The organism is Promicromonospora sp. NPDC060204 (genome assembly GCF_042728455.1).
In the GTDB taxonomy this organism is placed as follows: Bacteria; Actinomycetota; Actinomycetes; order Actinomycetales; family Cellulomonadaceae; genus Promicromonospora.
The window spans coordinates 1-26,424 of the sequence record NZ_JBHWZO010000003.1 but is presented as its reverse complement, the minus strand read 5'-3'; the positions used below and the strand labels follow the sequence as shown (position 1 = coordinate 26,424).

At 70.6% G+C, this 26,424-nt stretch carries 29 protein-coding genes and 1 other RNA gene; 14 read left to right on the top strand and 16 right to left on the bottom strand.

Annotation, left to right across the window (positions count from 1 at the left end; translation table 11 throughout):
- Position 1 precedes the first annotated feature (1 nt).
- Positions 2-718 carry a cation transporter gene (locus ACFWEJ_RS00765; RefSeq protein WP_377227291.1) on the bottom strand — a complete coding sequence of 239 codons (717 nt, stop codon included), beginning with the start codon at positions 716-718 and terminating at the stop codon, positions 2-4.
- A complete protein-coding gene (locus ACFWEJ_RS00760; protein ID WP_377227290.1) occupies positions 715-1,059 on the bottom strand; it encodes an ArsR/SmtB family transcription factor in 345 nt (114 codons plus the stop codon). Before ACFWEJ_RS00760 ends, ACFWEJ_RS00765 begins: the two co-directional genes overlap by 4 nt.
- A 174-nt stretch (positions 1,060-1,233) precedes the next feature.
- Here ACFWEJ_RS00760 and ACFWEJ_RS00755 point away from each other — a divergent pair, with 174 nt between their 5' ends.
- Positions 1,234-2,487, top strand: a complete 1,254-nt coding sequence (locus ACFWEJ_RS00755; RefSeq protein ID WP_377227289.1) for an NAD(P)/FAD-dependent oxidoreductase — start codon at positions 1,234-1,236, stop codon at positions 2,485-2,487.
- Complete coding sequence (locus ACFWEJ_RS00750) at positions 2,484-3,416, top strand: RNA polymerase sigma-70 factor (protein ID WP_377227288.1); 933 nt, start codon at positions 2,484-2,486, stop codon at positions 3,414-3,416. The genes ACFWEJ_RS00755 and ACFWEJ_RS00750 overlap by 4 nt, the downstream gene beginning before the upstream one ends.
- A 24-nt stretch (positions 3,417-3,440) precedes the next feature.
- On the opposite strand, the gene ACFWEJ_RS00745 is transcribed toward ACFWEJ_RS00750, so the two are convergent.
- Positions 3,441-4,103 carry a histidine phosphatase family protein gene (locus ACFWEJ_RS00745; RefSeq protein WP_377227287.1) on the bottom strand — a complete coding sequence of 221 codons (663 nt, stop codon included), beginning with the start codon at positions 4,101-4,103 and terminating at the stop codon, positions 3,441-3,443.
- An 85-nt stretch (positions 4,104-4,188) separates the two neighbouring features.
- On the bottom strand, positions 4,189-5,046 hold the full coding sequence (locus tag ACFWEJ_RS00740; protein WP_377227286.1) for an inositol monophosphatase family protein: 858 nt from the start codon (positions 5,044-5,046) through the stop codon (positions 4,189-4,191).
- A 74-nt stretch (positions 5,047-5,120) separates the two neighbouring features.
- Here ACFWEJ_RS00740 and ACFWEJ_RS00735 point away from each other — a divergent pair, with 74 nt between their 5' ends.
- Positions 5,121-6,008, top strand: coding sequence for a hypothetical protein (locus ACFWEJ_RS00735; protein ID WP_377227285.1), 888 nt, complete (start codon positions 5,121-5,123; stop codon positions 6,006-6,008).
- A 112-nt stretch (positions 6,009-6,120) separates the two neighbouring features.
- A complete protein-coding gene (locus ACFWEJ_RS00730; RefSeq protein WP_377227284.1) occupies positions 6,121-7,494 on the top strand; it encodes a glutamate decarboxylase in 1,374 nt (457 codons plus the stop codon).
- On the opposite strand, the gene ACFWEJ_RS00725 is transcribed toward ACFWEJ_RS00730, so the two are convergent.
- On the bottom strand, positions 7,488-8,054 hold the full coding sequence (locus ACFWEJ_RS00725) for a pyridoxamine 5'-phosphate oxidase family protein (protein ID WP_377227283.1): 567 nt from the start codon (positions 8,052-8,054) through the stop codon (positions 7,488-7,490). The two genes, ACFWEJ_RS00730 and ACFWEJ_RS00725, sit on opposite strands and share 7 nt — an antisense overlap.
- A 128-nt stretch (positions 8,055-8,182) precedes the next feature.
- Between ACFWEJ_RS00725 and ACFWEJ_RS00720 the strand changes: the two genes are divergently transcribed.
- Positions 8,183-8,695 (top strand): GNAT family N-acetyltransferase, encoded by a 513-nt coding sequence (locus ACFWEJ_RS00720; protein ID WP_377227282.1) that lies wholly within the window; start codon positions 8,183-8,185, stop codon positions 8,693-8,695.
- 12 nt (positions 8,696-8,707) lie between these two features.
- Here the strand turns inward: ACFWEJ_RS00720 and ACFWEJ_RS00715 are convergent, their stop codons facing one another.
- Positions 8,708-9,433 carry an AAA family ATPase gene (locus ACFWEJ_RS00715; RefSeq protein ID WP_377227281.1) on the bottom strand — a complete coding sequence of 242 codons (726 nt, stop codon included), beginning with the start codon at positions 9,431-9,433 and terminating at the stop codon, positions 8,708-8,710.
- A 95-nt stretch (positions 9,434-9,528) separates the two neighbouring features.
- Between ACFWEJ_RS00715 and ACFWEJ_RS00710 the strand changes: the two genes are divergently transcribed.
- Positions 9,529-10,308, top strand: coding sequence for a hypothetical protein (locus ACFWEJ_RS00710; protein ID WP_377227280.1), 780 nt, complete (start codon positions 9,529-9,531; stop codon positions 10,306-10,308).
- Here ACFWEJ_RS00710 and ACFWEJ_RS00705 read toward each other — a convergent pair.
- From ACFWEJ_RS00705 to ACFWEJ_RS00685, 5 genes are all read right to left on the bottom strand, one after another.
- Complete coding sequence (locus ACFWEJ_RS00705; RefSeq protein WP_377227279.1) at positions 10,305-10,607, bottom strand: hypothetical protein; 303 nt, start codon at positions 10,605-10,607, stop codon at positions 10,305-10,307. The two genes, ACFWEJ_RS00710 and ACFWEJ_RS00705, sit on opposite strands and share 4 nt — an antisense overlap.
- 124 nt (positions 10,608-10,731) lie before the next feature.
- Positions 10,732-11,355, bottom strand: coding sequence for a maleylpyruvate isomerase family mycothiol-dependent enzyme (locus ACFWEJ_RS00700; RefSeq protein WP_377227278.1), 624 nt, complete (start codon positions 11,353-11,355; stop codon positions 10,732-10,734).
- A gap of 67 nt (positions 11,356-11,422) precedes the next feature.
- A complete protein-coding gene (locus tag ACFWEJ_RS00695) occupies positions 11,423-12,367 on the bottom strand; it encodes an SDR family oxidoreductase (RefSeq protein ID WP_377227277.1) in 945 nt (314 codons plus the stop codon).
- Between the two features lie 72 nt (positions 12,368-12,439).
- Entirely contained in the window at positions 12,440-13,063 is a 624-nt protein-coding gene (locus tag ACFWEJ_RS00690) for an NADPH-dependent F420 reductase (RefSeq protein WP_377227276.1), read from the bottom strand.
- 48 nt (positions 13,064-13,111) lie between these two features.
- Positions 13,112-13,846: an SDR family NAD(P)-dependent oxidoreductase gene (locus ACFWEJ_RS00685; protein WP_377227275.1), complete on the bottom strand. Its 735-nt coding sequence runs from the start codon at positions 13,844-13,846 to the stop codon at positions 13,112-13,114.
- A gap of 179 nt (positions 13,847-14,025) precedes the next feature.
- Between ACFWEJ_RS00685 and ACFWEJ_RS00680 the strand changes: the two genes are divergently transcribed.
- The 3 genes from ACFWEJ_RS00680 to ACFWEJ_RS00670 all read left to right on the top strand — a co-directional run bounded on the left by ACFWEJ_RS00680 (position 14,026) and on the right by ACFWEJ_RS00670 (position 16,501).
- Positions 14,026-14,937, top strand: coding sequence for a LysR family transcriptional regulator (locus tag ACFWEJ_RS00680; RefSeq protein WP_377227274.1), 912 nt, complete (start codon positions 14,026-14,028; stop codon positions 14,935-14,937).
- 88 nt (positions 14,938-15,025) lie between these two features.
- Positions 15,026-15,589, top strand: coding sequence for a dihydrofolate reductase family protein (locus ACFWEJ_RS00675; protein ID WP_377227273.1), 564 nt, complete (start codon positions 15,026-15,028; stop codon positions 15,587-15,589).
- 75 nt (positions 15,590-15,664) lie between these two features.
- Entirely contained in the window at positions 15,665-16,501 is an 837-nt protein-coding gene (locus ACFWEJ_RS00670) for a class II glutamine amidotransferase (protein WP_377227272.1), read from the top strand.
- 137 nt (positions 16,502-16,638) lie between these two features.
- Here the strand turns inward: ACFWEJ_RS00670 and ACFWEJ_RS00665 are convergent, their stop codons facing one another.
- Positions 16,639-17,085: a hypothetical protein gene (locus ACFWEJ_RS00665; protein WP_377227271.1), complete on the bottom strand. Its 447-nt coding sequence runs from the start codon at positions 17,083-17,085 to the stop codon at positions 16,639-16,641.
- 121 nt (positions 17,086-17,206) lie between these two features.
- On the opposite strand from ACFWEJ_RS00665, the gene ACFWEJ_RS00660 reads away from it, so the two are divergent.
- The gene (locus ACFWEJ_RS00660) at positions 17,207-18,094 is read left to right on the top strand and encodes an aminoglycoside phosphotransferase family protein (protein ID WP_377227270.1); all 888 of its coding nucleotides are present in this window, start codon (positions 17,207-17,209) and stop codon (positions 18,092-18,094) included.
- A 503-nt stretch (positions 18,095-18,597) separates the two neighbouring features.
- A complete protein-coding gene (locus ACFWEJ_RS00655) occupies positions 18,598-19,239 on the top strand; it encodes a hypothetical protein (protein WP_377227269.1) in 642 nt (213 codons plus the stop codon).
- Between the two features lie 30 nt (positions 19,240-19,269).
- On the opposite strand, the gene ACFWEJ_RS00650 is transcribed toward ACFWEJ_RS00655, so the two are convergent.
- Complete coding sequence (locus ACFWEJ_RS00650; RefSeq protein WP_377227268.1) at positions 19,270-19,542, bottom strand: hypothetical protein; 273 nt, start codon at positions 19,540-19,542, stop codon at positions 19,270-19,272.
- A 541-nt stretch (positions 19,543-20,083) separates the two neighbouring features.
- Entirely contained in the window at positions 20,084-20,485 is a 402-nt protein-coding gene (locus ACFWEJ_RS00645) for a squamosa promoter-binding protein 15 (RefSeq protein WP_377227267.1), read from the bottom strand.
- 270 nt (positions 20,486-20,755) lie between these two features.
- Here ACFWEJ_RS00645 and ACFWEJ_RS00640 point away from each other — a divergent pair, with 270 nt between their 5' ends.
- On the top strand, positions 20,756-21,988 hold the full coding sequence (locus tag ACFWEJ_RS00640; protein WP_377227266.1) for a cytochrome P450: 1,233 nt from the start codon (positions 20,756-20,758) through the stop codon (positions 21,986-21,988).
- 518 nt (positions 21,989-22,506) lie between these two features.
- Positions 22,507-24,516 carry a cytochrome P450 gene (locus ACFWEJ_RS00635; protein WP_377227265.1) on the top strand — a complete coding sequence of 670 codons (2,010 nt, stop codon included), beginning with the start codon at positions 22,507-22,509 and terminating at the stop codon, positions 24,514-24,516.
- A 155-nt stretch (positions 24,517-24,671) separates the two neighbouring features.
- Here ACFWEJ_RS00635 and rnpB read toward each other — a convergent pair.
- Together rnpB and ACFWEJ_RS00625 are read right to left on the bottom strand one after the other, a co-directional pair.
- Positions 24,672-25,071, bottom strand: an RNA gene (gene rnpB, locus ACFWEJ_RS00630) — RNase P RNA component class A.
- 34 nt (positions 25,072-25,105) lie between these two features.
- Complete coding sequence (locus ACFWEJ_RS00625) at positions 25,106-25,489, bottom strand: tautomerase family protein (protein WP_377227264.1); 384 nt, start codon at positions 25,487-25,489, stop codon at positions 25,106-25,108.
- Positions 25,490-25,535: 46 nt separating this feature from the next.
- Here ACFWEJ_RS00625 and ACFWEJ_RS00620 point away from each other — a divergent pair, with 46 nt between their 5' ends.
- The gene (locus ACFWEJ_RS00620; RefSeq protein ID WP_377227263.1) at positions 25,536-26,375 is read left to right on the top strand and encodes a YaaA family protein; all 840 of its coding nucleotides are present in this window, start codon (positions 25,536-25,538) and stop codon (positions 26,373-26,375) included.
- Positions 26,376-26,424 lie beyond the last annotated feature (49 nt).

Genomic DNA, 26,424 nt, shown 5'->3' with positions numbered 1-26,424 from the left:
CTCAGGAGGGCGTCTGGTCCCCGCAGCGGCAGCCGTCGTCGCACCCCTGCTCGGCCCCGCGCTCGCTCTCGCCCACGAGCTGGGCCACGGGGGTGCAGCAGGCGTCGCCGTGCCACGCCTCCCAGCCCTCGCGGACGGCGAAGCCCGCGATGACCACGGCCGCGACCGGGTCGGCCCACCACCAGCCGAGCAGGCTGTTGAGCAGGAGCCCGGCGAGCAGGGCCGCCGAGAGGTAGGAGCAGATCAGGGTCTGCCGGGAGTCGGCCACGGCGGAGGCGGAGCCGAGCTCGCGGCCCGTGCGGCGCTCGAACCACGACAGCCCCGGCATGACCAGCAGGCTGACGGCGGCCAGGACGATGCCGACCGTGGAGTGCTCGGGCGAGGTGGCGCCGAGCAGGGCGCGGGCGGCGTCGACGGTGACGAACGCGGCCAGGCCGAAGAACGAGACGGCGATCAGGCGCATCGCGACCTTCTCGCGGGCCTCCGGGTCGCGGCCCGCGAACTGCCAGGCGACCGCTGCCGCCGACAGCACCTCGACCACGGAGTCCAGGCCGAACCCGATCAGCGCGCTGGAGGAGGCGAGGTGCCCGGCGGTCAGGGCGACCGCCGCCTCGACCACGTTGTAGCTGATCGTGGCGGCCACGACCCAGCGGATGCGGCGGGCCAGCACGTCGCGCCGGGCCGCGCTCAGCGGCCGGGGCACGGGGAGCGCCGTCATGCGCACGTGCAGTCGGGGCCGCAGCAGCCGGGGTCGACCGCCAGCACCAGGCCGAGCAGGTCGCCCAGCGCGGGCGCGAGGCGGGTGTCTGCGAGGCGGTACCAGGAGCGCCGTCCGTCCTTGACGGACTCGACCAGACCGCAGCCGCGCAGGCAGGCGAGCTGGTTGGACATCACCTGCCGGGACACCCCCAGCGCGTCGGCGAGGTCGGACGGGTAGGCCGGCGCCTCCCGCAGCGCGAGCAGGATCCGGGTGCGGGTCTCGTCGGACAGCGCGTGCCCCAGCCGCGCCAGGGCGGCGGTATGGGTCAGGGTCACCGACGCGGCGATCGTCTCGGTCATGGACGCGACGGTACACGGAATCGTGTATTCACGGAACGCTGAACTCATGTCGGCCTGGGTCGCGCCCTGTCGAGCTGTGTCGCGCGTCACACCGGCCGGATGTCACGGACGGGCGTCCTGCCTCCATCTACCGGGCAACACCATCGAACGAGAACGACCGAAGGAGCAGGAACCATGAGCGCACAGCGAACCGACGCCGCCGGCACCACCCCCACCCCCGCAGCCACCGCCAACACCGCCGCAACCACTGCCACCACCGCCCACCGTGTGGTGATCCTGGGAGCCGGGTACGCGGGCATGGCGGCGGCCGTGCAGCTCGCGGCCCGGACCCGGCGTGGCGGTGCGGTGCAGGTGACCGTCGTCAACGCCCAGGAGCGGTTCACCGAGCGGCTCCGGCTGCACATGACGGCGACCGGGCAGCAGGTCGCGGAGCTGAGCATCCCGGAGATGCTCGACGGCACGGGCGCGCGGTTCGTCCGCGGCTGGGTGACGGCGGTCGACGCCGACGCGCGGACGGTGCGGATCGACGACGACCGGGTGCTGTCCTACGACACCCTCGTGTACGGGCTGGGCAGCGCGGCCGACACGGCGCGTGTGCCGGGCGCCGACGACCACGCCTTCACCCTGAGCGGCGCGCAGGACGCCGAGCTGCTGGCCGACCGGCTGGGACAGCTCCGCGGTGGCACCGTCGTGGTCGTGGGCACCGGGCTCACGGGGGTCGAGTCGGCCGCGGAGCTCGCCGAGCAGCGGCCGGACCTCGACGTCGTCCTGGTGGGCCGCACCGAACCCGGTGCCACGATGAACACGAGGGCACGGACGTACCTGCGGGGCGCCCTCGACCGGCTGGGCGTCACGGTCCGCGCCGGAGCCGACGTGGTGCGGGTGCGGCCGGACGCCGTGGAGCTGGCCGATGGTGAGCGCGTCGCCGCCGACGTCGTGCTCTGGACGGGCGGCGCGCGGGTGTCCCCGCTGGCCGCCGTCGCGGGCCTGGAGGTCGACGACCGCGGGCGGATCGTCACCGACGCGGCGCTGCGCTCGGTGTCGCACCCGGACGTCTGGGCGATCGGGGACGCGGCCGCGATCCGCCAGGGCTACGGCGTCATGCACGGCACCTGCCAGGGCGGCATGCCGACCGGCGTGCACGCCGCGCTCTCGATCGACCGGGTGCTGCGCGGCAAGGAGCCCAAGCCGTTCCGCTTCGGCTACTACCACACGCCGGTGAGCCTGGGCCGGGCCGACGCCGTGGTCCAGTTCACGCACCCGGACGACAGCCCGCGCCGGATCAGCCTGACCGGACGGACGGCGATGCGGTACAAGGAGACGGTGACCGCATCACCCTGGCCGACCTACGGCCGCATGAAGAAGGTTCCAGCCTCCGGCGCGTTCTGGCCCACCGGCGGGCGCTTCACCCGGGAGGTGGCGCGGTGAACGACGTCGCACCCGGGCAGGACGCCGGACCCGCGCAGCAGGTCTTCCACGACCACCGCCGGCTGCTGTTCTCCGTGGCCTACCGCCTGCTGGGCAGCGCCGCCGACGCCGAGGACGCGGTCCAGGACGCGTGGATCAGGTGGTCCTCCGCGGACCGGTCCCAGGTGGCCGACCCCAAGGCCTACCTGACGCGGATCGTCTCCAACCTGGCGCTGGAGCGGCTGCGCTCCACCCGGCACAAGCGCGAGACCTACGTGGGCCCGTGGCTGCCGGAGCCGATCCTGACCGGCGGGGACGCCGCGGACGCCGCCGTGAGCGCCGAGTCCGTCTCGATGGCGATGCTCGTCGTGCTTGAGTCGCTGAGCCCGCTCGAACGCGCTGTGTTCGTGCTCAAGGAGGTCTTCGGCTTCAGCCACGCCGAGATCGCCGAGGCCACGGAGCGCACCGAGCCTGCGGTGCGGCAGGCGGCGCACCGCGCCCGCGAGCACGTGCAGGCCCGGCGTCCGCGGTACAGCACGGACCGGACCCGGCAGCGGGAGGTGACCGAGCGGTTCTTCGCGGCCACGACCGGCGGCGACCTCAACGCGCTGCTGGAGCTCCTGTCCCCCGACGTCACCCTGTGGACCGACGGCGGCGGCAAGGTCCGCCAGGCGCTGCGGCCCGTGGTGGGCGCGGACACGGTGGCCGGCTGGTTCGCCGCGATGGGGACGGTCACCTACCAGGGCATCGACCCCGCCGACATGCGGGCCGAGCTCGTCGAGATCAACGGCGGGCCGGGCATGCTGTTCAGCGGCGCGGGCCGGGTCATCTCCACGGTCACGTTCGACTTCGACGCCGAGGGCCGCATCACAGCCATCCACAACGTGGCCAACCCGGACAAGCTCCGGGCCGTCTCCACCGGCGCCCGGTACGACGTCGGGACGACGTGAGCCGGTGGGGGCCGGCGGCGCGGGTCAGGGCTCGACGGGCTCCCCCGTCGGGTCGTCCCCCACCAGCGGCGCCAGCTCGGCCCCGCCCACGGGCTCTGCGTTCCAGGACGTCACCCGCCAGCCGCCGACCGGATCGCCCTCGAGCTCCACCATGCCGGTGTTGGCCAGGGGCGTCCGCTCGGCGTGGTCGACGTCGACGTCCGTCGCGCGCGCCGCCGCCCACGCGCGGATCGCGGCGCCGTGCGAGACCACGAGGACGCTCTCGAGCCCCTGGGCGGCGAGCTGCGAGACGGCGTCGTCGTACCGGCTGAGGAAGGCGACGCCGTCCGGGCCGCCGGGCATCGCGCGGCCGATGTCGCCGCGCGCCCAGCCGAAGACCGTGTCGAGGTAGCGCAGGTGCGCCTCGTGCGCGCCGGCCATCTCCAGCTCGCCGGCGTCGATCTCGCGCAGGCCGTCCAGCACCTGCGGCTCGATGCCGCGGTCCTGGGCGATCGGCGCCGCCGTGAGCGACGTCCGCACCAGCGAGGAGACGGCGATCGCGTCGATCTGGCGGTCGCGCAGCGCCTCGGGGACCGCGGCCGCCTGCCGCTCGCCGAGCCGGGTCAGGCCCGGTCCGGGGTGTGCCGTGTCGAGCAGGCCTTCCACGTTCGAGGGGGTCTGTCCGTGGCGCAGCAGCAGAAGTCGCATGGGCGCATTCTCCCCGACCGGGCGGGTCGAGCCGCCATCCGGCGTCCGGCGGCGTCCCGGCACCCAGGCATCCGGCAGAGCCGGCTCAGGCCTCGCCGCGGATCATCGACATCAGCAGCCGGTGCGTCCCGGCGTCGGCGGCCGCGACCAGCCCGCGGCTCGCGGGGCCGACGGGCTCGCCGTCGATGCCGGTGACCACGCAGCCGGCGACCCGGCACAGCGCGATGCCGGCCGCGAAGTGCACGGACCCGGCGAGGTCGGCGCCGTCGGTGACGTACGCGGCGCGCTTGCCCGCGGCGACCCAGGTCAGCGCGAGGGTCGTGGACACGACGCGCGGCCGGAACCGTTCCACGAAGCCGGGATGGGCCAGCAGGTCGACGGCGCGGAAGCCGGGCGCGCTCGGGAAGGGCGGATCAAGGTTGACGTCCACCAGCCGGGTGGCCGACGTCGGCACCAGCGGTTCAACGACGTCGTCCCGTAGCGCCCAGGCGGTCTCGCCGTCGGTGACGAACACCTCGCCGCTGAAGGGGTCGGCGACGGCCGCGGCTCCGTCGCCCAGCGCCCCGTCGCCCAGCGCCCCGTCATGCAGCGACCCGTCATGCAGCGCCACGTTCACCGCCACCAGCATGCCGCCGGCGGCGTAGTTCAGCGTGCCGCACAGCGGATCGACCAGCCACCTGCGCGCGGACCCAGCAGCGCCGTGCTGTCCGCTCTCCTCGCCGAGCACCGCGTCGTCGGGCCGGACGACCCGCAGGACGTCGAGGATCGCCCGCTCGGCCTCGACGTCGGCGGCCGTGGCGAAGTCGCCGCCGCCCTTGTCGACCCGGGCGAGGCGCCGGCCGTACAGGGAGCGCACCACGTGCGCGCCGGCCCGGGCCGCGGCGGTCGCGACGCCGGCGTCGTCCAGGCTCGTGGACTCGGGGCTCGCGTACGGGGTGGCCATGTCGCGGAGCGTAGCGGCCGGGCCTGCGCCCGCTGCCCCGCGTGCCTTCTCCTGGCCGGTGCTAATTTCGGAAGGTGGCTGACGACGCGCCGCACGGCCTGCGCATCGCCCGTCCGGCGCGGTGGGCGCTGGGCCGGGTCGAGCGTTCGGGCGGGTTCGTCACCCGGATGACCTGGCACCTCGGCGACGGCTCGTCGGTCCGCTGGGCGTCACGGGCCGCCCGCCGCCGCGGCCGGGTCGAGATCCGGGACGCCGACGGGAGCGTGACCCGCGTCGTCGGCGCCGAGCCCGCGACCGCGACCCGGCTGGCCCGGGTGAACCTCGCGGCGGGCATCGCCTTCATGATCGGCGGGTCCCTGTTCGCCCTCGGCCCCCTCCTGGCCCAGCTCGGCGTCGGGAGCGTGCGCGGCGTCGACATGGTCTACCTCGTCGGCGGGGTCTTCTTCAGCGCCGGCGGCTACGCCTCGGTGGTGCAGGCGTCGAACGCGCCGACCGACATCGACGAGCAGGGCACGCTGCGCACCACCACGTGGCGGTGGTGGGCGTGGTGGCCACGACAGATCGGCTGGCTCAGCGCGGCGGTGCTGTTCGCCGGGACCCTGTTCTTCGGGGTCAGCCTGGTGGCCGCGTTCGCGTCCGACCTCACGGCGCGGCAGTCCAACGGCTGGATCTGGTTCCCGGACATCGTCGGCTGCATCTGCTTCCTCGTCTCGGGGCACCTCGCCCTGGTCGAGGTCTGCCACGGCCACATCGGGCTGCGGCCCCGCGAGCTCGGCTGGTGGGTGGTGGCGGTCAACCAGCTCGGCTCGGTGTTCTTCTTCCTCGCCGGGCTCGCGGCGTTCACGCGCCCGGCGACGTCGACCGTGGTCGACCTCGGCCTGGTCAACTGGGGGACGTTCGTGGGGGCGGTCTGCTTCGTCGTCGGCGGGGCGCTGCAGCTCGCGGAACGCCCGGACCGCTGACGCCGCCGACTGACAGCGCGAACGGACCGTGCGAACCGACCCCGCGAGCGCCGGGCGAAGTTCGCCCGGCCCCGGGTCGCCGGTGCCAGGGCGCCGTGCTTCACTCGAAAACATGGCCACGCGCGACGAGCGTACGACGGCGCTCTACGGCAACAGGTTCCTCACCGAAGAGGTGCCTTCCACGGTGTTCCCGGCCACGGGGATGAGTCCCACCGACACCATGCGGATGCTCGGCGAGGACCTCGCGCTCGAGGGTGACCCGATGCGCAACCTGGCGACGTTCGTGACGACGTGGATGGAGCCCGAGGCGCAGCGGATCATCGCCGAGAACCTGCACCGCAACTTCATCGACCACGCGGAGTACCCGATCTCCGCGGAGATCGAGCAGCGGTGCGTGCGGATGCTCGCCGACCTCTTCCACGCCCCCGGGGAGACCACCGGGTGCCGCACCCAGGGGTCGTCGGAGGCGATCATGCTCGGCGCACTCTCGCTGAAGTGGAAGTGGAAGGAGCGCCGGGAGGCGGCCGGGCAGCCGGTCGACCGCCCCAACCTGGTCTTCGGCGGCGACGTGCACGTGGTCTGGGAGAAGTTCTGCCGGTACTTCGACGTCGAGCCGCGGATCATCCCGCTGGCGAAGGACAAGTACACGATCGGGCCCGACGACGTGTCCCCGTACCTCGACGAGAACACGATCGGCGTGGCCGCGGTGCTCGGCACCACCTTCACGGGGCACATGGACGACATCGTCGGTATCAACCGGCTGCTCCTGGACGTCCGGGCGGAGCGCGGGCTCGACATCCCGCTGCACGTCGACGGCGCCAGCGGCGGCTTCGTCTGGCCCTTCCTCTACCCCGACTCGGAGTGGGACTTCCGGCTGGAGCAGGTCCGGTCCATCAACGTGTCCGGCCACAAGTACGGCCTGGTCTACCCCGGGATCGGCTGGCTGGTCTTCCGCGAGACGTCGGACCTCGCGAAGGACCTCGTGTTCTACGAGAACTACCTCGGCAAGACGGACGCGACCTTCACGCTCAACTTCTCGACCGGCGCGGCGATGGTCCTGGCCCAGTACTACAACTTCGTGCGGCTCGGTCGTGAGGGCTACACGTACGTGATGAGGCAGATGCAGGAGAACGCCCGCGTGCTGGCCGCCAACCTGCGCAAGACGGGGCGGTTCGAGGTGATCGGCGAGGACGCCGAGCAGCTGCCGCTGGTCGCCTTCCGGCTGGCGGGCGACCACGTGGGGTACGACGAGTCGGACATCGCTTGGCAGCTCTCGGCGGAGCGCGGCTGGATGGTGCCGGCGTACACGCTCCCGCCCGACGCGCAGGACGTGAAGATCCTCCGCGCCTTGGTCAAGGAGACGATGAGCCGAGCCCAGGTGGACCGGCTGACCCAAGACATCGAGGACGCCTGCACGACCCTCGACCTCAAGGGCGGCGCGCACCCGATCGAACGGATGCAGGCGAAGACCGGTACGGGCTACTGACGCGCTGGGGCGGGGTCGTCGTCGAAGGCGCGCAGGCCGTCGATGCTCGTCAGGTTCTTGGTGCGCCGGTACTCCTGCTGTCCGGCCTCGCCCTTGCGCTCGAAGTAGGGGCCCATCAGGTCGCGCTCGCCCTCGTACGCCATGAGCGGCACGCCCCAGCCGCAGCTGTCGGAGACGCGGTCGACGTCGACGACGACGACCGCGCGGGCGCCCGGCACGTCGGTGAAACGGGCCGCGAGCGCCGCGTACCCGTCGTCGTACCGGGTCACGACGCGGCCGGTGCCGTGCAGGCGGACGATGTTCGGCGGGCCGTCGAACGCGCAGAACATGATGGTGATCCGGCCGTTCTCGCGCAGGTGCGCGATGGTCTCGCTGCCGCTGCCGGTGGCGTCGAGCCAGGCGAACGTGTGGTCGTCGAGCACGCCGAAGGTGCCGGGGACGCCGCGGGGCGAGAGGTTGACGTGGCCGTCGGCGGCCAGGGGCGCCGTCGCCACGAAGAACATGGGCTGCCGGTCGACGAACTCGCGCAGCCGGCCCTCGATGCGTTCGTGCAGCTTCATGGTCCGCATGCTGCCACGCGGGGCGTCGCTCGTGCTGGTGTGTCCGGGAGACGACGCGCGCTCAGGACGCATGCCCGCGGTGTCGTGCGAACCGGCCCATACCCGGTCTGCCGGATAGGGTCGAGCGCATGTTCGTGCTGGAGACCGACCGCCTGCTGCTGCGGCCGTGGCGCGTGTCCGAGGCCGCCGTCCAGCACGAGATGTGGACCGAGCGCGACCCGCGGGTGCCGCCGCACCGGCGGATCCGCGCCGACGGCCACCCCACCGTCGAGGACGTCGAGGACTGGATCCGCGACGGCGCCCCGCCCGGCTCCCTCGGGCTGCCGGCGCTGGAGGTCAAGGCGACCGGGGACGTCGTCGGCTACTGCGGGCTGATCGCAAACAAGCACGGGCAGGAGGACGAGCCGGAGCTGGCGTACGAGCTGCTGCGCCGCGCCTGGGGCCAGGGCTACGCGACCGAGGCCGCGGGGGCGGTGCTCGACTGGGCACGGGAGTCGGGCTACCGGCGGCTGTGGGCCACGGTGCGGGACTGGAATGTCGCGTCGCTGCGGGTGCTGGCGAAGGTCGGGTTCGTGGAGTCCGGCCGCGTGGAGAAGGACGCCGTGCACGGTGACTCGCTGTTCCTGACGACGGAGCTCTGACCGGGAGGCCGGTCAGACGGCGTCGAAGAACGTGTCCGGGCGGCCCAGGAATCTCTTCCAGAGGGCGACCGACTCCAGCTCGGACCAGGTGCGCTCGGCGATGCCGTGCTCGGTCATCTCCAGGATCTGCGCCCCGGGGAGCGCCGCCACGAGCGGTGAGTGCGTCGCGTAGATCACCTGGGCGGCGTGGTCGGCCACCAGGTCCTGCAGCCGGTACAGGAGCTGCAAGGTGGACTCGAACGACAGCGGCCCCTCGGCCTCGTCCAGGAGGTAGAGGCCGGGGCCGCTGAACCGGCCCGAGATGGCCTGGAGGTAGGACTCGCCGTGGCTGACCTCCGTCGACAGCCGGTCGCCGTAACCGCTCACGCCGGCCCCCGTCATGAACTCCAGCATTCCCGCGGCCGTCTCGGCACGCAGGTAGAACCCCTTCGCCTTCTGCCGGAGCATCCGCGACCCGGCGATCGTCCGGTCCAGGACGAGTGCCTCGCCCAGCGGGCTCGTGTCGAGCTCGCTCGCGTACTTGCGACCGCCGTGGCCACCCCGCACGTCGATCCCGTACTGCTCCGCGATCGCTTCGAGCACGGTGGACTTGCCGGACCCGTTCGCTCCCATCAGGACCACGATGCTGCTGGTCAGCCGCACGCCACGCGCGGCGAGCTCGGCGACGGCGGGTACGGTCCACGGCCAGACGCCGTCGTCGACCAGGGCGGGCCGGACGCTCACTCGCTCGATCAGCACCCCGCCAGGTTAGCCGCGAGGGGGCGGAGCGCCGGTGCCCTGTGCCCTCTCGACCAGCTCTCGCTTTCGCGGCATATGCCCGTATCCTCACGATGGTGGACACCCGGGAGAGTCCGCCGAGCCGCCGGGCGGGCTGGTTCGGCCAGCACTCGGTCGCCGTCGTCGCGGCGGTCGTCGCCGCGGTGCTCGGCGGCGTCGCGACGGCCTGGGGCGAGAACTTGTTCACCCCGGGCGCGTCGGACCCCGGGGAGCAGGTCCGGGTGCTGGAGGCCAGGATCAAGGACCTGGAGGCGGCCAACGGCCTGCTCGACGACGAGGCCACCGCCCTGCGCGAGCAGAACGACAGCCGGCAGGCCGAGCTCGACGACCTCGAGGCGCAGAACCAGGAGCTGCGCGAGGAGAACCAGCGGCTGCGTGATCAGGCGAGCGCGGACGACGGTGCCGGAGCTGATGACGGGACCGACACCGGGACTGATGCCGGCGCTGCGCCGGACGAGACCGGTGGCGGTGCTTCCGCCGTCGTCTCAGGGATCAGGCGCGAGACGAACGCCCCTGTCCAGGTGATGCTCCACACCTGCCTCGACCTGGACACCACGTCGGCCAACTGGGGCGCCGCGTCGGTCCCCCAGGACCTCTGCTACGGCGACGCCGGCGTCGAGGGCGCGCGCCTCACGATCATGAGCGGCGCGCCCAGCCGGGCGGACTGCGAGGCGCAGACGACTTGGCAGCAGACCATCGCCACGGACGCGGTGGCCGAGGGGATGCACCTCTGCGTGCAGACCAACGAGCGGCGCACCGCGTACGCGCACATCGCGGCGGTCAACGCCGACGCCGAGACCGTCGCGTTCGACCTCGTGGTCTGGGAGTCGAGCTAGCGCCGTTGCCCGTTGAGCACGGCCTTCGCCGTCCGGTCGACATTGTCGGCGAGCTGGTAGACGCCGATGACGAGCTGGACGACGCCGAAGACGATCGCCGTACCCCCGAGGAACATCAGAATCATGGATCCACCCCCGGTGGGCCCAACGACGAACAGGCGGGCCAGGAAGAAGATGACCCCGCCCCCGAGGATCAGACAGAGCCCGATCGTGAGCGAGCTGGCCGAGCTGTGCACAACCTGCTCCGTGGGGGCGGCCTTCGCGGCGCCGCCCGTCTCGTCGATCGTCTCGTCGCTCATGGGGTGAAGCGTGCCACCGAGCCGCCGGGAAATCGACGGAAGTACGGCTCTAGCAGCGGACGAGCCAGCCGTGTACTGGCCTGCTCGCATGGTCCGGGACGCGCCACATACGACCGTCCGGTCGTCACGCCCCCAGCCGTCGGCTCAGCACCGGCACGCCGTCGCCCTCCAGGTCCGCCAGCGCCTCGCGCCGTCCCGCCATCGCCATGACCAGGGAGAGCACTGGCCCCGTGGCAGCAGGCCCGTCGCCGGTCCGGAACTCCGCGTCCGTGGCCGTCAGCCGGAGCCCCTTGACCAGCGACCTGCTGTTCACGGCGAAGTCCTTGGCCGCGAAGAACCGCGCGACCAGGAGCAGGCCCTCGGCGTCCGGCTCGTGCTTCAGCCCCAGGGGCCGGCGGATGTCCTCGGCGTGCACGATCAGCTCGCCCAGCCCGGCCACGCTCTCCCTGCGGGGCAGCGCGATGGGCCCGACGGCGGCGTAGCGCTCCAGCGTCTGCGCGGACGAGTCCCCGCGGAACTCCTCCAGCTGCCGCTGGTTGTGCACGTCCGCGTCGAAACGGGCGCCGGCGATGCTGCGCAGCCAGCCCCAGAACGTCAGCCTTGATGCGGCACCCAGGTGCGCGACGACGTCCTCGACGTCCCAGTCGCCGCACAGCGTCGGCGAGCGCCACTGCTCCGGCCTCAGCGTGCGGAGGTCGGCGACGAGCGCCGCGTGCTCCCGCTCCTGGATCTGCGACGGTGGTGTCATGGCGGACAGTCTAGGAACGGGAGACGCCTGGTGATCCGGTCCCTGCCGGGATCCGGGGTCCCGGCCGTCAACCGGCGGGGAAGTAGTGGCCGTTGTCCAGGTCGGCGAGCAGGCCGGGCTGAGCGGGTTCCCAGCCGAGGGTCTCGCGGCTGATGACGTTGGACGCCGGGTAGCTCTGCGTGACCACGTTCGCGAGGAACCCGAAGTGCGCCGGCAGCATGAGCTCGTCCAGGGGCACGCTCACTGCTGGCAGGCCCAGTCGGCTGCCGATGGCCTCGGCGAGCTCGCGGACCGGGATGCCCCCGTCCCCGACCGCGTGCCAGTACCTGCCGGCCGGGCCCTTCTCCAGCGCCAGGCGGAACAAGGAGGCGGCATCGCGGGCGTGCACGGCGTTCCACAGGTTCGCGCCGTCACCGGGGTAGCCGGCGAAGCCCTTCTCCTGCGCGAGCGCGATCAGCATCGGGAGGAAGCCGGCTCGGTCCGTCGTGCTGTGCGCGATGTTGGCGATTCGCACGACCGAGGACCGCACTCCCCGCTCGGCGAGTCCGACCACGGCCGCCTCCACGACGTTGCGAGCCCGCAGGGTGCCCCGGTGCTCGTCGCCGACAGGAAGGGCCGGGTCGGCCTCGGTGGCCGGCCGGCTCAGGCTTCGCCCGTTCCCGGGCGAACCGATGCTCCCCGCCGCGACCAGCGGCTTTCCGGTTCCGGCGAGTGCCTCGCCGTACGCGTGCACGACGGGGAGCTCCGCGGCGGTCACGGCGTCGATCCCGCCGGACGGCAGCAGGTCCTGCCGGTGCGCGACGTGGATGACGCCGTCGGAGTCCGCGGCCGCCTCCTTGAGCCCGTCGAGGTCTTGAAGGTCGCCGCGACGCACCTTGGCGCCGAGGGCGGACAGGGCCGCGGCGGCGGTGTCCGACCGGGCCAGGCCGGTGACCTCGTGCCCGGCAGAGACGAGCTCGGGAATGATGTACGAACCGGAGTGGCCGGTCCCGCCGGCGACGAAGACGCGCAAGCTGCTGCTCCTTGTGAATGTGCGGGTGGGTGTGCGGGTGGGCTATCGGGTGAGCTGTGCGGGCGGGCGCGCTCAGCCGGTGAATTCGTCGACGCCGAGGGCGAAGTCCCAGTGGCCGACGCCGTTTCCGGCGAGGCTCACCGTGACCAGGCCCATTCCTTCCAGCCAGTGCGCCATCTTCAGACCGCCGGCGTCCAGCGGGCGAAGCCCGAGGCTCTCGATGAATGCCCCCACGGCCGTCTTTGCCTGTGCGTCGTCGCCGGCGATGAAGACGCCGGGCCGGCCCTGCTCCAGGACATTGCGGAAGATCGTGTTGAAGGCCTTCACGACACTGGCGCCGGCCGGGGCCACCTTGGCGACCTCCTGCGCGACCGAGGTCTCCTCGCCGTGGGCGAGTCCGTCGAACGTGGCGTTGAAGGGGTTGCTGATGTCGACGATGACCTTGCCCGCCAGGGCGTCCCCGTACTCGGTGACGACCGGGACGACGCCGTCGTACAACAGGGCCGTGATGACGATGTCCCCGGCCGGGACGGCACCCCACGTGCCCGCCGTCGTGCCGCCGCCCAGTGCCCTGGCCAGGGCATCGGCCTTGGACTGGTCACGTCCCATGACCTCGACGGTGTTGCCGCCCGCCACCGCGAGCGTGCCGATGGCGCGGGCCATGTTCCCCGTGCCGATGAGGGTGATGCTGCTCATGAGGTGTGCTCTCTCTTCCTGATGCTGGTTCTGGTCGTGGTTCAGGGTTCAGATGGCGGTGGTGCCACCGTCGGCGACCAGCTCCAGGCCGTTGACGTAGCTGGAGTCGTCGGAGGCGAGGAACAGGGCGACGGCGGCGATCTCGTCGGGGCGGCCCATCGCTCCGCGCGGGATGAGGGCCTCGAAGGCGGCCTTGGTCTCCTCGTCGAACAGCTCTTCCTGCTTGGCCGTGGCGACCTGGCCGGGGGTCAGGACGTTGACCCGGATCTTGCGGTCGCGCAGCTCGTTGAGCCAGACGCGGGCCCAGGCCTGCTGGACGGCCTTGCTCCCCGCGTAGAGGCTCCAGCCGGGGAAGGCGCCGAGGGAGGCGTTGGACCCGGTCATGAGGATCGAGCCGTTGTCGTTGAGCAGCGGCAGCGCCTTCTGCACCGTGAACAGGGTGCCGCGCGCGTTGAGCGAGAAGGCGCGGTGGAACTGTTCCTCCGTGATCTCGCCGAGGGCGGCGGGTTCGCCCATCCCGGCGCTGGCCCACAGCACGTCGATCGAGCCCTTCTCCCGCTTAACGGTGTCGTACAGGCGGTCCAGGTCGTCCAGCTCGGCCGCGTCACCCTGGACGGCGGTGACGTTGCGGCCGATCAGCTTCACGGCGTCGTCCAGTGCCTCCTGCCGCCGGGCCTGGATGAAGACGTACGCCCCCTCCTCCACGAACAGCCTGGCGCCCGCCAGGGCCATTCCGGTAGAACCGCCGGTGATCACCGCTACCTTGCCATCGAGCTTTCCCACGATCACTCCGTTGCATTGATGGGTATTGCGATAAAAACCCGACGCGGAATTTCTGTACCGAATTCTTTAAACCGCTCAGCTCGGGCCCAAATGAACGATGCCATTGGCGTGAACTGTGTGTCCAAGACCCTTTTCCGCCGTGGTGATACCTTGGGGGCATTGCCGGACCGGGAGGTTCCATGGATCTGGACCTGCGCAAGCTGCGCTACTTCGTCGCCGTCGCCGACAGGCTGCACTTCGGCCGCGCCGCCGAGGATCTGCACATCGCGCAGCCGGTGCTCAGCCGGCAGATCCGCGCGCTCGAACACGAGCTCGGCGCCACGTTGTTCACGAGGAACAGCCACGGCGCAGCGCTGACCGACGCGGGTCGACAGCTGCTGGACGACGCCGGTCCGCTGCTCGCCTCCGCGCACGCCGTCCGGCACCGGGTTTCCGCCGCCGCCCACGGCAGCAAGCGTTTGGTGGTCGGCTTCCGGGCCGGCATCCCGGTCATCCCGGCGGCGCGGGAGTTCGAGACGCGGCACCCGGATGTGGTCGTGGACGTGCAGCGCCTGGAGTGGGACGACCAGGCCCCGATGCTGCTCGACGGCCGCGTCGACGTCGGCTACGTGCGGCTGCCCATCGACGAGACCGGCCTGCGCCTGACGCCGCTCTACACCGAGCCGCTCATGGTGGTGCTGCCCGCCGGACACCGGTTGGCCGGCAAGGAAGAGGTCACCGAGGCCGACCTGGCCGGCGAGCCGCTGGTCTGGCACGCCGACCCGAGCACGCAGCCCACCAGGCGCCCCCACCCCGACTCCGGGCTCCGGGTGCGCGGGGTGGAGGAGAAGCTCGAGCACGTCGCGGCCGGCCGGGGTATCTCGTTCGCGGGGCGTTCGGAGACGGTGTTCTACTCACGTCCGGACATCAGCTACGTGCCCGTCCCGGATCTCGCGCCCGAGCAGATCTACCTCGCCATGGCGGCGTCGCGCACCTCGCCTCTGGCCGACGATTTCTTCGCCGCGGCTCAGGCGACGGCCGATATCACCGCGGAGTGCGGGAACTACGAGATGTGGCAGCGCGCGAACGACGCCGTTTCCAAGCGCGCCTGATCGGCTCGGCCGGCACCAGCGGCACCGATGAGTTTCCCGCGTCGTCCCGGTCTCTGTCTGGAGACCGACCGACGGAAAGGCGAGAACCATGCGGAAACTGCGCTACGGGATGAACGTGAGCCTGGACGGCTATATCGCCGCGCCCGGCGACAACATCGGCTGGAGCGAACCTAACGACGAGCTGTTCCAGTGGTGGCTCGACGAGGAGGTGGCGATCGAGCTGTTCCTGTACGGGCGCAAGCTGTGGGAGATCATGAGCTCCTACTGGCCGACGGGCGACCAGCAGCCGGACGCCACCCCGGCGCAGATCCAGTTCGCGCGGAACTGGCGGGACACGCCCAAGGTGGTGTTCTCGTCGACGATCGACACGGTCGACTGGAACGCCCGCCTGTTCGACGGCGACGCCATCGCGGAGATCACGCGGCTCAAGGCCGAGGACGGCGGGCCGATGCGGGTCGGTGGCGCGGCGATCGCCGGGGCCGCCATGCGGGCCGGGCTGATCGACGAGTACGCGGTCGTCACCCATCCGATCCTCCTGGGTGGCGGCAGACCGTTCTTCGCCGCCCTGGACGGCTGGGTGAAGCTGAACCCGGTGGAGACACGGACGTTCCCCGGCGGTGTGGTCATGAACCGGTACGAGACGAGGCGCTGAGCCCGACCTCACCCGATTCGGACGACGCGCGGGGCCCGTTCCCGACGCATCCTGGCGTCGAGAGTGAGGTCAAAGATGTGTCGTTGGCTCGCGTATTCAGGTTCGCCAGTGCTCCTGGAGGACCTGCTCTACAAGCCCGAGAACTCACTGGTGGTGCAGAGCAGGCACTCACGGCTGGGCGCGGAGACCATCAACGGTGACGGTTTCGGCGTCGGCTGGTACGGCGCCCTGGAGGAACCCGGTGTCTACCACAGCACCGAGCCGGCCTGGAACGACCGCAACCTGCAGGAGATCTCGGCCCACGCTGCCGCTGGGCGGGTCTTCGCCCACATCCGCGCCTCGACCGGCACGGACGTGCAGCAGTCCAACTGCCATCCGTTCCGTCATCACCGCTGGCTCTGGATGCACAACGGGTCCATCGCGGACTTCGCGGCGGTGAAGCGCGACCTGGCGATGGCCGTCGACCCTGCCCTCTACCCGGGGATCGAGGGATCGACGGACTCCGAGGTCTTCTTCTACCTGGCCCTGACCTTCGGGCTCGAGGAAGACCCATCCGGAGCTGTGGCCCGAGCGGTCGGCCTCATCGAGGAGACGGGACGACGCCACGGCGTCGAGCACCCGATCCAGATGACGGTGGCCACCACCGACGGGGATACCACCTGGGCGTTCCGCTACTCCAGCGTGGGCAAGTCCCGGTCGCTGTTCCACAGCACCGACGTCTCCACGCTCCGTCACCAGTACCCGGACAACCCCGTGCTCCACGAGCTCTCCGACGACGCACGGCTCGTGGTGTCCGAACCGCTGGGGGACCTGCACGGGGCGTGGCGGGAGGTGCCGGAGTCCTCGTGCCTCGTCGTGCGGGGCGGCCGGGAGGAGCTGCGCGAGTTCGCGCCCTCGCCGGCCCTGGGGTGACGGCCGGAGCGGATCCCAACGAGACGCCCGAGCAGTCGCGACATGCTCGAGATCCCCGTCCGCCTCGGGCGCCACGATGCCGTTCCGGGGGTGGTCGAGCGCGGCCATCGTGCCCTCGACGAGCTGAGCGCACTTTGCTAGTCGCGTGGCGAAGCACGCCTCTCTGAAACCTGAGCGGTGGAGCTTCGCGCTCCCCGGTTCCGCAGATCACCGACCAGGAGCCCGGTGGCAAATATCAGCCAGGTGGGGACCTGCACGACGGCAGCCACCTTGAGGACGAGCATTGCCCACTCGTCGTCCCCGATGCCGGCGTAGTTGATCCCCAGGACGACGACGACCAGCGCGAGGGCCAGGCCAAGTGCGGCCCAGACATTACGGACACCCAGCGGACGGAGGAGGCCAACGGCGATGAGGACCGCCGCGAGCGGAACGGCCGCCCCTACGAGCGCCACCAGAAGGGCTGACCCGACTCCCGACAAGATGCGACTACCGCCGCCGCCGACCACGAAATAGACCAGGTACGCCACCGTGGTAACGCCGAGCGCCACCGGAGTCAGGACGAGGAACCGCCGCACGGTCTGCATAGGCACATGGTGTCCGGTACGCATCGTGATGACCAGGAATACCGCCTGACCCTCGCGTGGTACGGCGTCGTCCTGGGCCTTGAGACCGATCCACGGTGACAGTGCGGTCTAGCCTGGCGGTGTGATCCTCGACGTTCCCGAACAGGTCCGCAAGACGGTCATAACCGGCGGGAACGAGTCCTGGCTGGACGAACTGCCGGGCATGGTCAACTCACTGGCCCAGGAGTGGTCGCTGACGATCGGGTCCAGCCTCGCGGGCGGTCACGTCGCCCTAGTCGTCGAGGCCACGCTGGTCGACGGAACTCCGGCGGTCCTCAAGATCGGCGTGCCGGGTCGGGACATCGGGCCGGAGGCCACGCTGCTGAGCCTGGCGGACGGCGAGGGATGCGCCAAGCTGTTGAGCGAAGACGTGGATCGGCAAGCCCTTCTGCTGGAGCGCCTCGGGGCTCCGATGTACGACATCGTGGCCGACCCTGTCAGCCGCCACAGCTTGCTGTGCGATGTGGCGGTTCGCCTGTGGCGTCCGATCGGCCCCGAGATCGATCTTCCAACCGGCGCGAATCTGGCTGAGCAGTACGCCCACCGGCTACCAGGACTCTGGGAGCAGGCGGACCGGCCGTGTTCGCCGGCCACCGTGGCGGACGCGCTGGAATGCATGAACCGTCGTCGCCTAGCTCACGACGATCAGTCCGCGGTTCTGGTCCACGGCGACATCCACGAGCTGAACGCCCTGCAGGCGAGTGACGGCAGCTACAAGCTCATCGATCCAGCCGGGCTGCGGGCCGAACCGGCGTGCGATCTCGGCACCATCGTGCGCTGCAACCCGGACCTCGGCGACGACCTTCGGGCGCGGACCGAGCGACTGGCATCGCGCACAGGCGTGGATGCCACCGCCATCTGGGAATGGGGAACCACCCACCGTGTCTTCAGCGGCGTCTACGCCTGCAGCATCGGCTTTCAGCCGTTCGGAGAGCTGCTGCTGGCCGAAGCGGATCGGCTCAACGCATAGCTACCGGATCGCGGAGCGACCGCGGTTTGGATGCCCGGGCCGGAGAATCATGGGCGGACGAGCCGGTGCGTACGCCGGGTTCTCCTGACGGTTGTCCTGCTATGGGTTCGGGTGGTCGGCCACCCACTGTGCCCTCTCGCGTCGCACCGACCTGGCTTCCTCAAGCACCCCACGTGGAACCGCGTAGTTGCTGAGCAGCACCACAGCGACCTGCCCGTCCGGGTCATGCAGCAACTCACTGGCAGTTGCTCTTGGAGCACGCCTTGGTATAGCTCGTCCACCCGCTGCCACTAGCCGCGCCGACCGTTGTCAGAGCTGCAAAGGCCAGTTCTGGGATGGCAAGAGCTGGGCAGAAGACCAAGCCCACCGCCAAAGGTCTCCGGTTGCTGGACAAGGAATTCGTGCGGAACATGATCTTGCCACTCGAAAAGAGGGTCACCCTGTGAGGAATCTCGAAAGAATATGCATTCACACGGGTGGGAGGATTGTGGAAAGGAAACGGCATGAGCCGCAAGTTCCGGATGTCATTGCTGGCCGCCTGTATTGCAGGAGGGACCCTCGTCACCATCCCGACTGGAGCAAGCGCGGAGCCCTCGGACTCATCCCCGGCTTCGGTCAGGTCCGAGTTCACCGAACTTGAACTGTTCAACTCACCGGAGCTGATGGGACAGCCCGAGGCCACGGCATCCACGCCTGGCACAGACCTCGTGAGTCAGACCAGCACTACATTGCAGGCCGCGCGGTTCACTGTCACGTGCATCATCAAGGCTCATGACCCGCACCCTTCAAGTGGCGCCGGGAAAAGGTACGTGATCTTCAAGTCCACAGTGAAGTGCTCGGGCACTGGCTCGTTTCCTCCCACGGTGACAGTTCGTGTCAAAGGCGGGCTGTTCTACGACTACGCCTCCAAGGCCGGGGACACGAGCAACATCCACTGGGTCCAGGCCAAGTCCAGCTCCGAGACGCGAACCGTGCCGGTGAACGGCGTCACGCTCAGGGCCCCGTTCTACACACCACGCAACGGTCGAGTGGGCGCGACGGGCAAGGGTCATTTCCAGGAGACGAGCACGATCACCATCATTTCCCCGACCGGCCAGAAGGTCGGTAGTTCGACCTCCAATGTGCGGTGGTATAACGTCGGATAAACCGGAGCGCCTAGGTGGGGGCTCGCCCACCTAGGCCGCTGCCGGCAAATCGTCGGGGTCAGGTGTCAGCCAGAGAAGTCCGAGGCCTAGATCGTTCGTGATTCGGATCGCAAGCGCATAGCGTGCGCCCGGTCGTTGCGCGACCTGCTCTTGCGCCCAGGCCAGAACATCCGAATGGGTCTGGTTGTCGATGTCATACACATCCCAGCCCTGGGTATCGTGGACGATGAAGACGCGATAGTCCTGGACATCTGCCTCCCATTGCGTGTCACGCTCGTCCACCAGCCGCGCCTCAATAGCCATAGCGCTTCCTCTCCAAGCGAACCAACTCCAAGCGAATCGGACACCACCCAAGAACCTGGACGTGCCAGAATCTCAGCTCACGGTAAACCCTAGACGGATTCCCAGTCCGCCCTTTCGAAGACTATGCGCCACCGACGTCACGCCCCGCTGCGCGACGCCGCAACCAGAACCACCGGCACACCGCAATCCAGGCCCGCCGCGACGAGAAACATCGATGGGTGTCCATCCCACAGCTCGCGGCCGAGTGGACACCTACTCGCACCTGTGGCCGGACGACGACGACCGGACCCGCGACGCTGTGGACAGTGTTCTCGGCGCAGTTTCTGCGGACTCTCTGCGGACTGCGCACACTGTGGCAGCCTGAATGCCCAGGCCAAGGCTCTAAAAGCGAACGAGCCGGTCTGTACGCCGGGTTCTCCCGGATGGTGTGCTGGTATGTCTCGCGGTGTCCGACAAGTGGGTTGGGCACCGCGAGATCGTTGGAAATTCGCGGTTCCGCCGGGTCCGGGGCGCGTTGGTGGAGGTGACGTCGCATGGGCTTTCACTCCCGATAGAAGACCTCGTCGTCCTCGCTCGGTACGAGCGGCGCGAACTGCCGAAGCTCGTCGCCGCGGATCATCCACAGCCGGAAGAAGCCCTCTTCCTGGTCCATCACGAACAGTTGCGCCGCGTTCGCCTCGCGCCACGGCATCTCGAAGAAGCGCTGCCGGACAGCATCAAGGTCAGCATGGTTCAAGGCTCCTGCCCACATCTCGCACTCGGGCGCCTTCCACCCGCCCCATTGGTTGTCCTCCGTGCTTGTGAGCAACCTCAGGTACCCCACTCCGCCACGCTCAGGACTCGACCGGAGGGGAGCCTCCGTCCGAAGCCACTCGCTCAGCGCCTCCGCGTTCTCGGTGTCGTCCACATCGACCGAGATCATGACGTTCGCCACCCAGCTCATAGCGATCGTTCTACCGGAGCGGACCGCAGGTCACCACAGGATGGGGTCGAGCTGGCCCTGAGCGGTCATGAACAGAGCGGGGTCTCGCGAGAGGCGTTCCAGGTGCTGGCGTTCGCGACGGCGATGAGCCCGGACCTGGCCGCCGTGGGGAAGAACGCCGCGTGTTTCGTGTTCTCTGCTGCCCGTGATAGAAACGCCTCATCGGGCGTCTACGCAGGTCGCCCCATATTTCGATGGATAATTTAGATGGATGTCGACGGGTGGAGAGGCATGCCTGACCTGGAACCGCAGCCGAGCGGGGGCCGGGTCGCGCTGGTGGACCTGACCGGTGCAGAGGACATGACTGCGGCACTACGCAAGCTGCAGGACCAGTGGGGGCCGGTGGCCCCCGTGGACCTGGAGCCAGGAGTACCGGGCTGGCTCGTGCTGGGGCACGCCGAGGTCATGGAGGTGATGCGCACCGAGAGCGTCTTCGCCCGGAATCCACGGCACTGGAGAGAGCAGCTACCACCGCAGTCGACCCTGCACGCCATCCTGTCCCCGACCGGACGGCGGAACCTGTACTTCGCGGACGGCGCGGAGCACCGGCGGCTGCGGCTCCCGGTGGACGAGGCGTTCGCCGACATGGACGAGGTCCGGACGGCAGCGCTCGTGCGCGTCGTCTGCGCCCGGCTCATCGACTCGTTCGCCGCCAAGGGCAGTGCGGACCTGATGGGCGAGTATGCGGCGGCGGTGTCGTTCCTGGCGGTGTCGGGCATGTTCGGCTTCGACGAGCGGCAGGGGGTCGACCTGTTGCGCTGCGCGAGCGAGATCTTCGGGCACGGCGGCGATCCCGTGTCAGCCCTGGTCCGGATGGACCAGATCGTGATGGACCACGTCATCGCGACCCGGGCGGAGCCAGGCCCGAACCTGACCACCAGCTTCATCAAGCACCCGAATTTCGAGGACGACACCGAGATCGTGCACTCCATGGTGATCGCGATCTGCGCGGCCAACGAGATGCTCGTGACCTGGATCGCGGCCACACTTCGCCGCATGCTCACCGACCCCCGGTACACCGGTCGCGTCACCGGCGTGCGCCGCGGCCTGGACGACGCGATGGACGAGACGCTGTGGAGCGAGCCGCCCGTGGCGAACCTGCCCGCCCGGTACGCCGTGACCGACTGCACCCTCGGCACCGCCCAGATCCGCGCCGGTGACGCGATAGTGATGGGCGTGGCCGCCGCGAACAACGACCCGCGGGTACGCACCAGCGACGACCTCTTCGAGGCGGGCAACCGGTCGCACCTGTCCTTCGGCGTCGGGCCGCACGCGTGCCCCGCCAAGCGCCCCGGGCGGCTCGTGGTCAAGATCGCGGTGGAGAGCCTCATGGAGCGGCTCGACCTGAGACTCACCGACCCGGTGGTGAAGTGGGCGCCATCGCCGTGGTCCCGCTACCCGTCCACGCTGCCGGTGACGTTCACTCCCGAGCGCCAGGCCGCCCGCACGCCTGCCCGCGTCTGACCTGCCCCTGGAGCGTCAGACGGCATCGAGGTGCGCCTTGCCGTTCACGCAAGTCTTCGTGCGCCAGGCTGGGGGACTCAGGCCGTGACGGCGAGGGTCTCCGGGTGCGCACCCAGGACTCGACCTCGTCCACCGCAGCCTCCCCGAGGCGTCGCACCTCTCCGCCGACCGACCCGGCAATGACGGTGTCGTTCGTGGCGAACCGAGAGGGGGGCCTTCGACACCGGGGTCGGCGTGGCAGGCGGTTGCCGAGGCTGCCAGGTTGCGCCAACGGCGCACAAGACTACGCACACCGTCACATGGCTGCCTCATAGTCACTTCTTTACGCAATAGTCACACGGCGACCCGCAAGGGCCGTATGTTCTGCCCGGTATGCACGTTATGTTTAACGTTGTCCGTCGGCAGACGAGATGGTGTCTTGGCTGAAGAAGGAGCCCCCAGTGCCTGACCACAGCGGTAGATCCCGGAAGACGACAGACGCCGTCGCAGCCAGTTCGGACCGCGATGCCCGCCGCCGCGTGACCAAGCTGATCCGGCACCTGAGCACGCCCGAAGGGCGCGCCGACCCCCACGCCGTCTACGACGAGCTGCGGGCCATGGGCCCGGCGGTACGCATGCCGTGGGGAGCCTGGATGGTCACCTCGCACGGCGCGAGCCACGAGGTGCTCAGCGGATCCGGCTGGCGCACCGTGGACGCCGCCTGGCGCACCGCGCGCCAGCCGACGTGGGTGCGGCACCCGGGCCTGAAGTTCCTGCACGACTCCGCGCTCGGCACCAACCCGCCCGGGCACGCCGGGCTGCGCCGCAGCCTTGGCTCGTTCGTCTCGCCGCAGTCGGTCGCTGACCTCACACCGCAGATCGTCCAGACCGTCCACGAGTACCTCGACCGGTTCGATGCGGTGCTGCGCGCCGACGGCGAGGCGGACTTCGGAGCCCTGGTCGGCGACCGGCTGCCCATGGCGGTGCTCTGCATCGTTCTCGGGCTGCCGCGCGAGGACATCCCGCTGCTGTGCGAGATGAGCCGCAAGCTCTCGAACGTGCACGACCTCGCGCCGAGCAAGGCGCGGATGGCGCAGGCCGACCGCGCGGGCAAGCTGTGGAACGCGTACTGGGAACAGCTCGTAGCCCAGCCCAGACCCCGGCTCCCGGAGGACTCCCCGCTGGGAGAGTGGCTCGACACAGAGACCGACCCCGCGGTGCGCGCGGTGGCCGGCTCCCAGCTCAACGTCATGATCGAGGCGGGCCTCGAGACGACGACGTCCCTGCTGTCCGACGGCGTGGTGCAGCTCCTGCGCCGGCCCGACCAGGCCACGTGGATGCTCGAGCACCCGGAAGCCGTGCACGGCGCCGTCGAGGAGCTGGTCCGCTTCGTATCGCCCGTACAGCTCATGACCCGGTACGCGGCGCAGGACACGGAGCTGCCGGGCGGCATCCCGGTGACAGCCGGGCAGATCGTGCACGCCGTGGTCGCCGCGGCCAACCACGACCCCGACGCCTACGACTCGCCGCACGACCTGAACCTCTCGCGCCCACCCCGCCGCAACCTCGCCTTCGGCGTGGGCATGCACTACTGCCTAGGCGCGCCGCTGGCCCGTCTGGAAGCGACGACGCTGTTCCCCGAGGTGCTGCAGCGGTTCGATCTCGAGTTCGCCGGGCCAGTGGGCTACGACGAGACCCTCGCCTTCCGCGGAACACGTTCGGTGCCGGTACGGCGGCGACCCCGTCCAGCCGCGACCGCGGGTGCTGGTGCGGCGGTGGCCGCTGGTGAGAGCGCGTCCGCCGCCGGACCCGTCGTGGTCAACCGCGAGGACGCCGTGCTGGTGGTGACCCTCACGCGACCCCACGGCGACAACCGGCTCGACCGAGCGACGCTGACCGCCCTGGGCGACGTGCTCACGACGCTGCCCGACGACGTCGCCGCCGTCGTGCTGCGCGCCGAAGGGCGCCACTTCTGCATAGGCGGCGACCTGGACGAGCTCGGCCAGCTCGCCACCAACGACCCCGACGGCTACCGGAACCTCGTCGAGCTCAGCGACGAGGTGCTGCGCGCCTGGCGCACCTGCCCGGCGGTGACAGTCGCGGCGCTGCACGGCAACGTCGCCGGAACAGGGCTCGGGCTGGCGGTCGCGAGCGACCTGCGCGTGGCCGCCGAGGACGCACGGTTCCGCGCGCCCGAGACGGTCGTCAGCATCCCGGTGGGTCCGAGCGAGGTGCTGGACCGCCTGGTCGCCGAGATCGGTTCCGGCCGGACCCGCGCGATGCTGCTGCTCGGCGATGCCATCAACGCCCAGGAGGCGCTGGAGGGCGGGCTCGTGCAATCCGTCGTCCCGACCGAGAACGTGTGGGCCGAGGCCAAGCGCCTGGCCCGGCGCATCGCCCGGCGCGACCGGGAGGCTATCCGCGTCACCAAGCAGACGATGGCCCGGCTTCCGCACGACGGTCCCGATCCGACGGAGGGCACCGACGTGTGGGAAGCACCACTAGCCCAGGCCCTGCGGCGCCGGATCACCCTTGCCGACGCGAGGTAGCGACTCCGACCCGTCGACCCGGACGCCGGCAAGTTCACGTTCAAGGAGCACGCCGAACACTGGCGGACGCTCCAGGTCCATCGGGGCAACACAGAGGACCAGGTCGACGTGGTTCTTGAGGACTGATGCTCCGATGCAGGTCAGGGCCTTAAAAGCGGACGAGCCGGTCTGTACGCCGGGTTCTGTTCCCGCGCGCGGTTGCCCCCGCGCGGGCGACGGTCATCCATCTAGGCCCTGCGTTGCCGCAGGGCTCGAGCGGTCTACCCGACTGTGCTTCTCCAGAAGAGAATCGGGCGGGCAGCCCTCAAACACAGCCTGTCTGACCTTGCTCCAGGTGGGGTTTACCTAGCCGCCGCCGTCACCGGCGGCGCTGGTGGTCTCTTACACCACCGTTTCACCCTTACCCCCGGTCCGAAGACCGAGGGCGGTCTGTTTTCTGTGGCACTGTCCCGCGGGTCACCCCGGGTGGCTGTTAACCACCACCTTGCCCTGTGGAGCCCGGACGTTCCTCGGCGGGCACCCGAAGGTGCCCGACGCGACCGCCCGACCGACTCGTCCGCAGGTAGAAGAGTACCTGCCGGACGCCGGTTCACACGTCCACGCGGTACCCGAGCGTCAGCTCGTCCCCCGACACCCCGCGGATCCCCCAGTTCTCGCGCGGGCTCTCCAGGATCACGACCTCCAGGTCGTCCGCCGTCAGCCCGAGGCGCGGCGCGACGTCGTCGTACAGGGCGGCGATCAGCGCGCGTTTGGCCTCACGGCTGCGGCCGGTGAAGCAGACGATCTCCACGACCAGGTAGGCGTCCGAGCGCGGAGCGACCAGGTCGCCGTCGTCCAGCAGGAGGAAGCGGTGGAACCGCTTCTCCGGCGGGAGCTGCCAGGTGCGCACGAGCACCTCGTGGAGCGCGTCGGAGACCTCCGAGCGTCGTCCGCCCCAGACCGACCGGTTCCCGTACACCTTGACCTGCGCCATGGCCGCCCACCCTAGTGGCCCCGCCCAGGACACTTAGGCTAGGCGGGTGCTCCTGCTCCTCCCGCCCTCCGAGGGCAAGACGCCCGCGCCCGACGGCACCGCTCCCCTCGACCTCACCACGCTGGCCCACCCGGAGCTCACCGCCCGGCGCGAGCAGGTGCTCGCCGAGCTCGCGCGGGTCAGCGCGCGGCCCGACGCGACGGCGGCGCTCGGGGTGAGCGACGGGCTCACCGAGGAGGTGGCGCGCAACATCACCCTCCACGCGGCGCCGGCGGCCCCCGCGGCCGAGGTCTACACGGGCGTCCTGTACGCGGCGGCCGGCCTCGCCGCCCTGCCCGACGCCGCCGCGCGGCGCGCCGAGGCGAGCGTCCTCACCTTCTCGGGGCTGTGGGGCGTGGTCGCCCCCGGCGACCGCATCCCCGCCTACCGGCTCGGCATGGGCGTCGGCCTGCCCGACGCCGGCCGGCTCGCCACGTTCTGGAAGCCCGCCCTGGCCGAGGTGCTCGACGCGCGGGCCGCGGGCGACGTCGTCGTGGACTGCCGGTCCGCTACCTACGTCGCGGCCTGGAAGCCGCGGACGACGCCCGCCGCCGACGGCACGCCGTCCGCCGAGTGGGTCGAGGTGCGCGTGCTGCGCGAGACCGACGGGAAGCGGACCGTCGTGTCGCACAACGCCAAGCACACGCGCGGGGTGCTGGCCGGGCACCTGCTGCGCCGCGAGCACGAGGCCCGGACCAGCGAGGACGTGCTCAAGGCCGCCCAGGAGCTGGTGGGATCCGTGGTGCTCACCGAGATCGGCTCGGGCAAGGACCAGACGCTCATCGAGGCGAACCTTCTGGACGGCAAGCCGCGCGGACCACGGACGCTGGAGCTGGTCCTGGCCTAGACCGTCGGCAGGGCTCCCTGCTGAACATCCCCTTTGAGGCCCGGGTTTC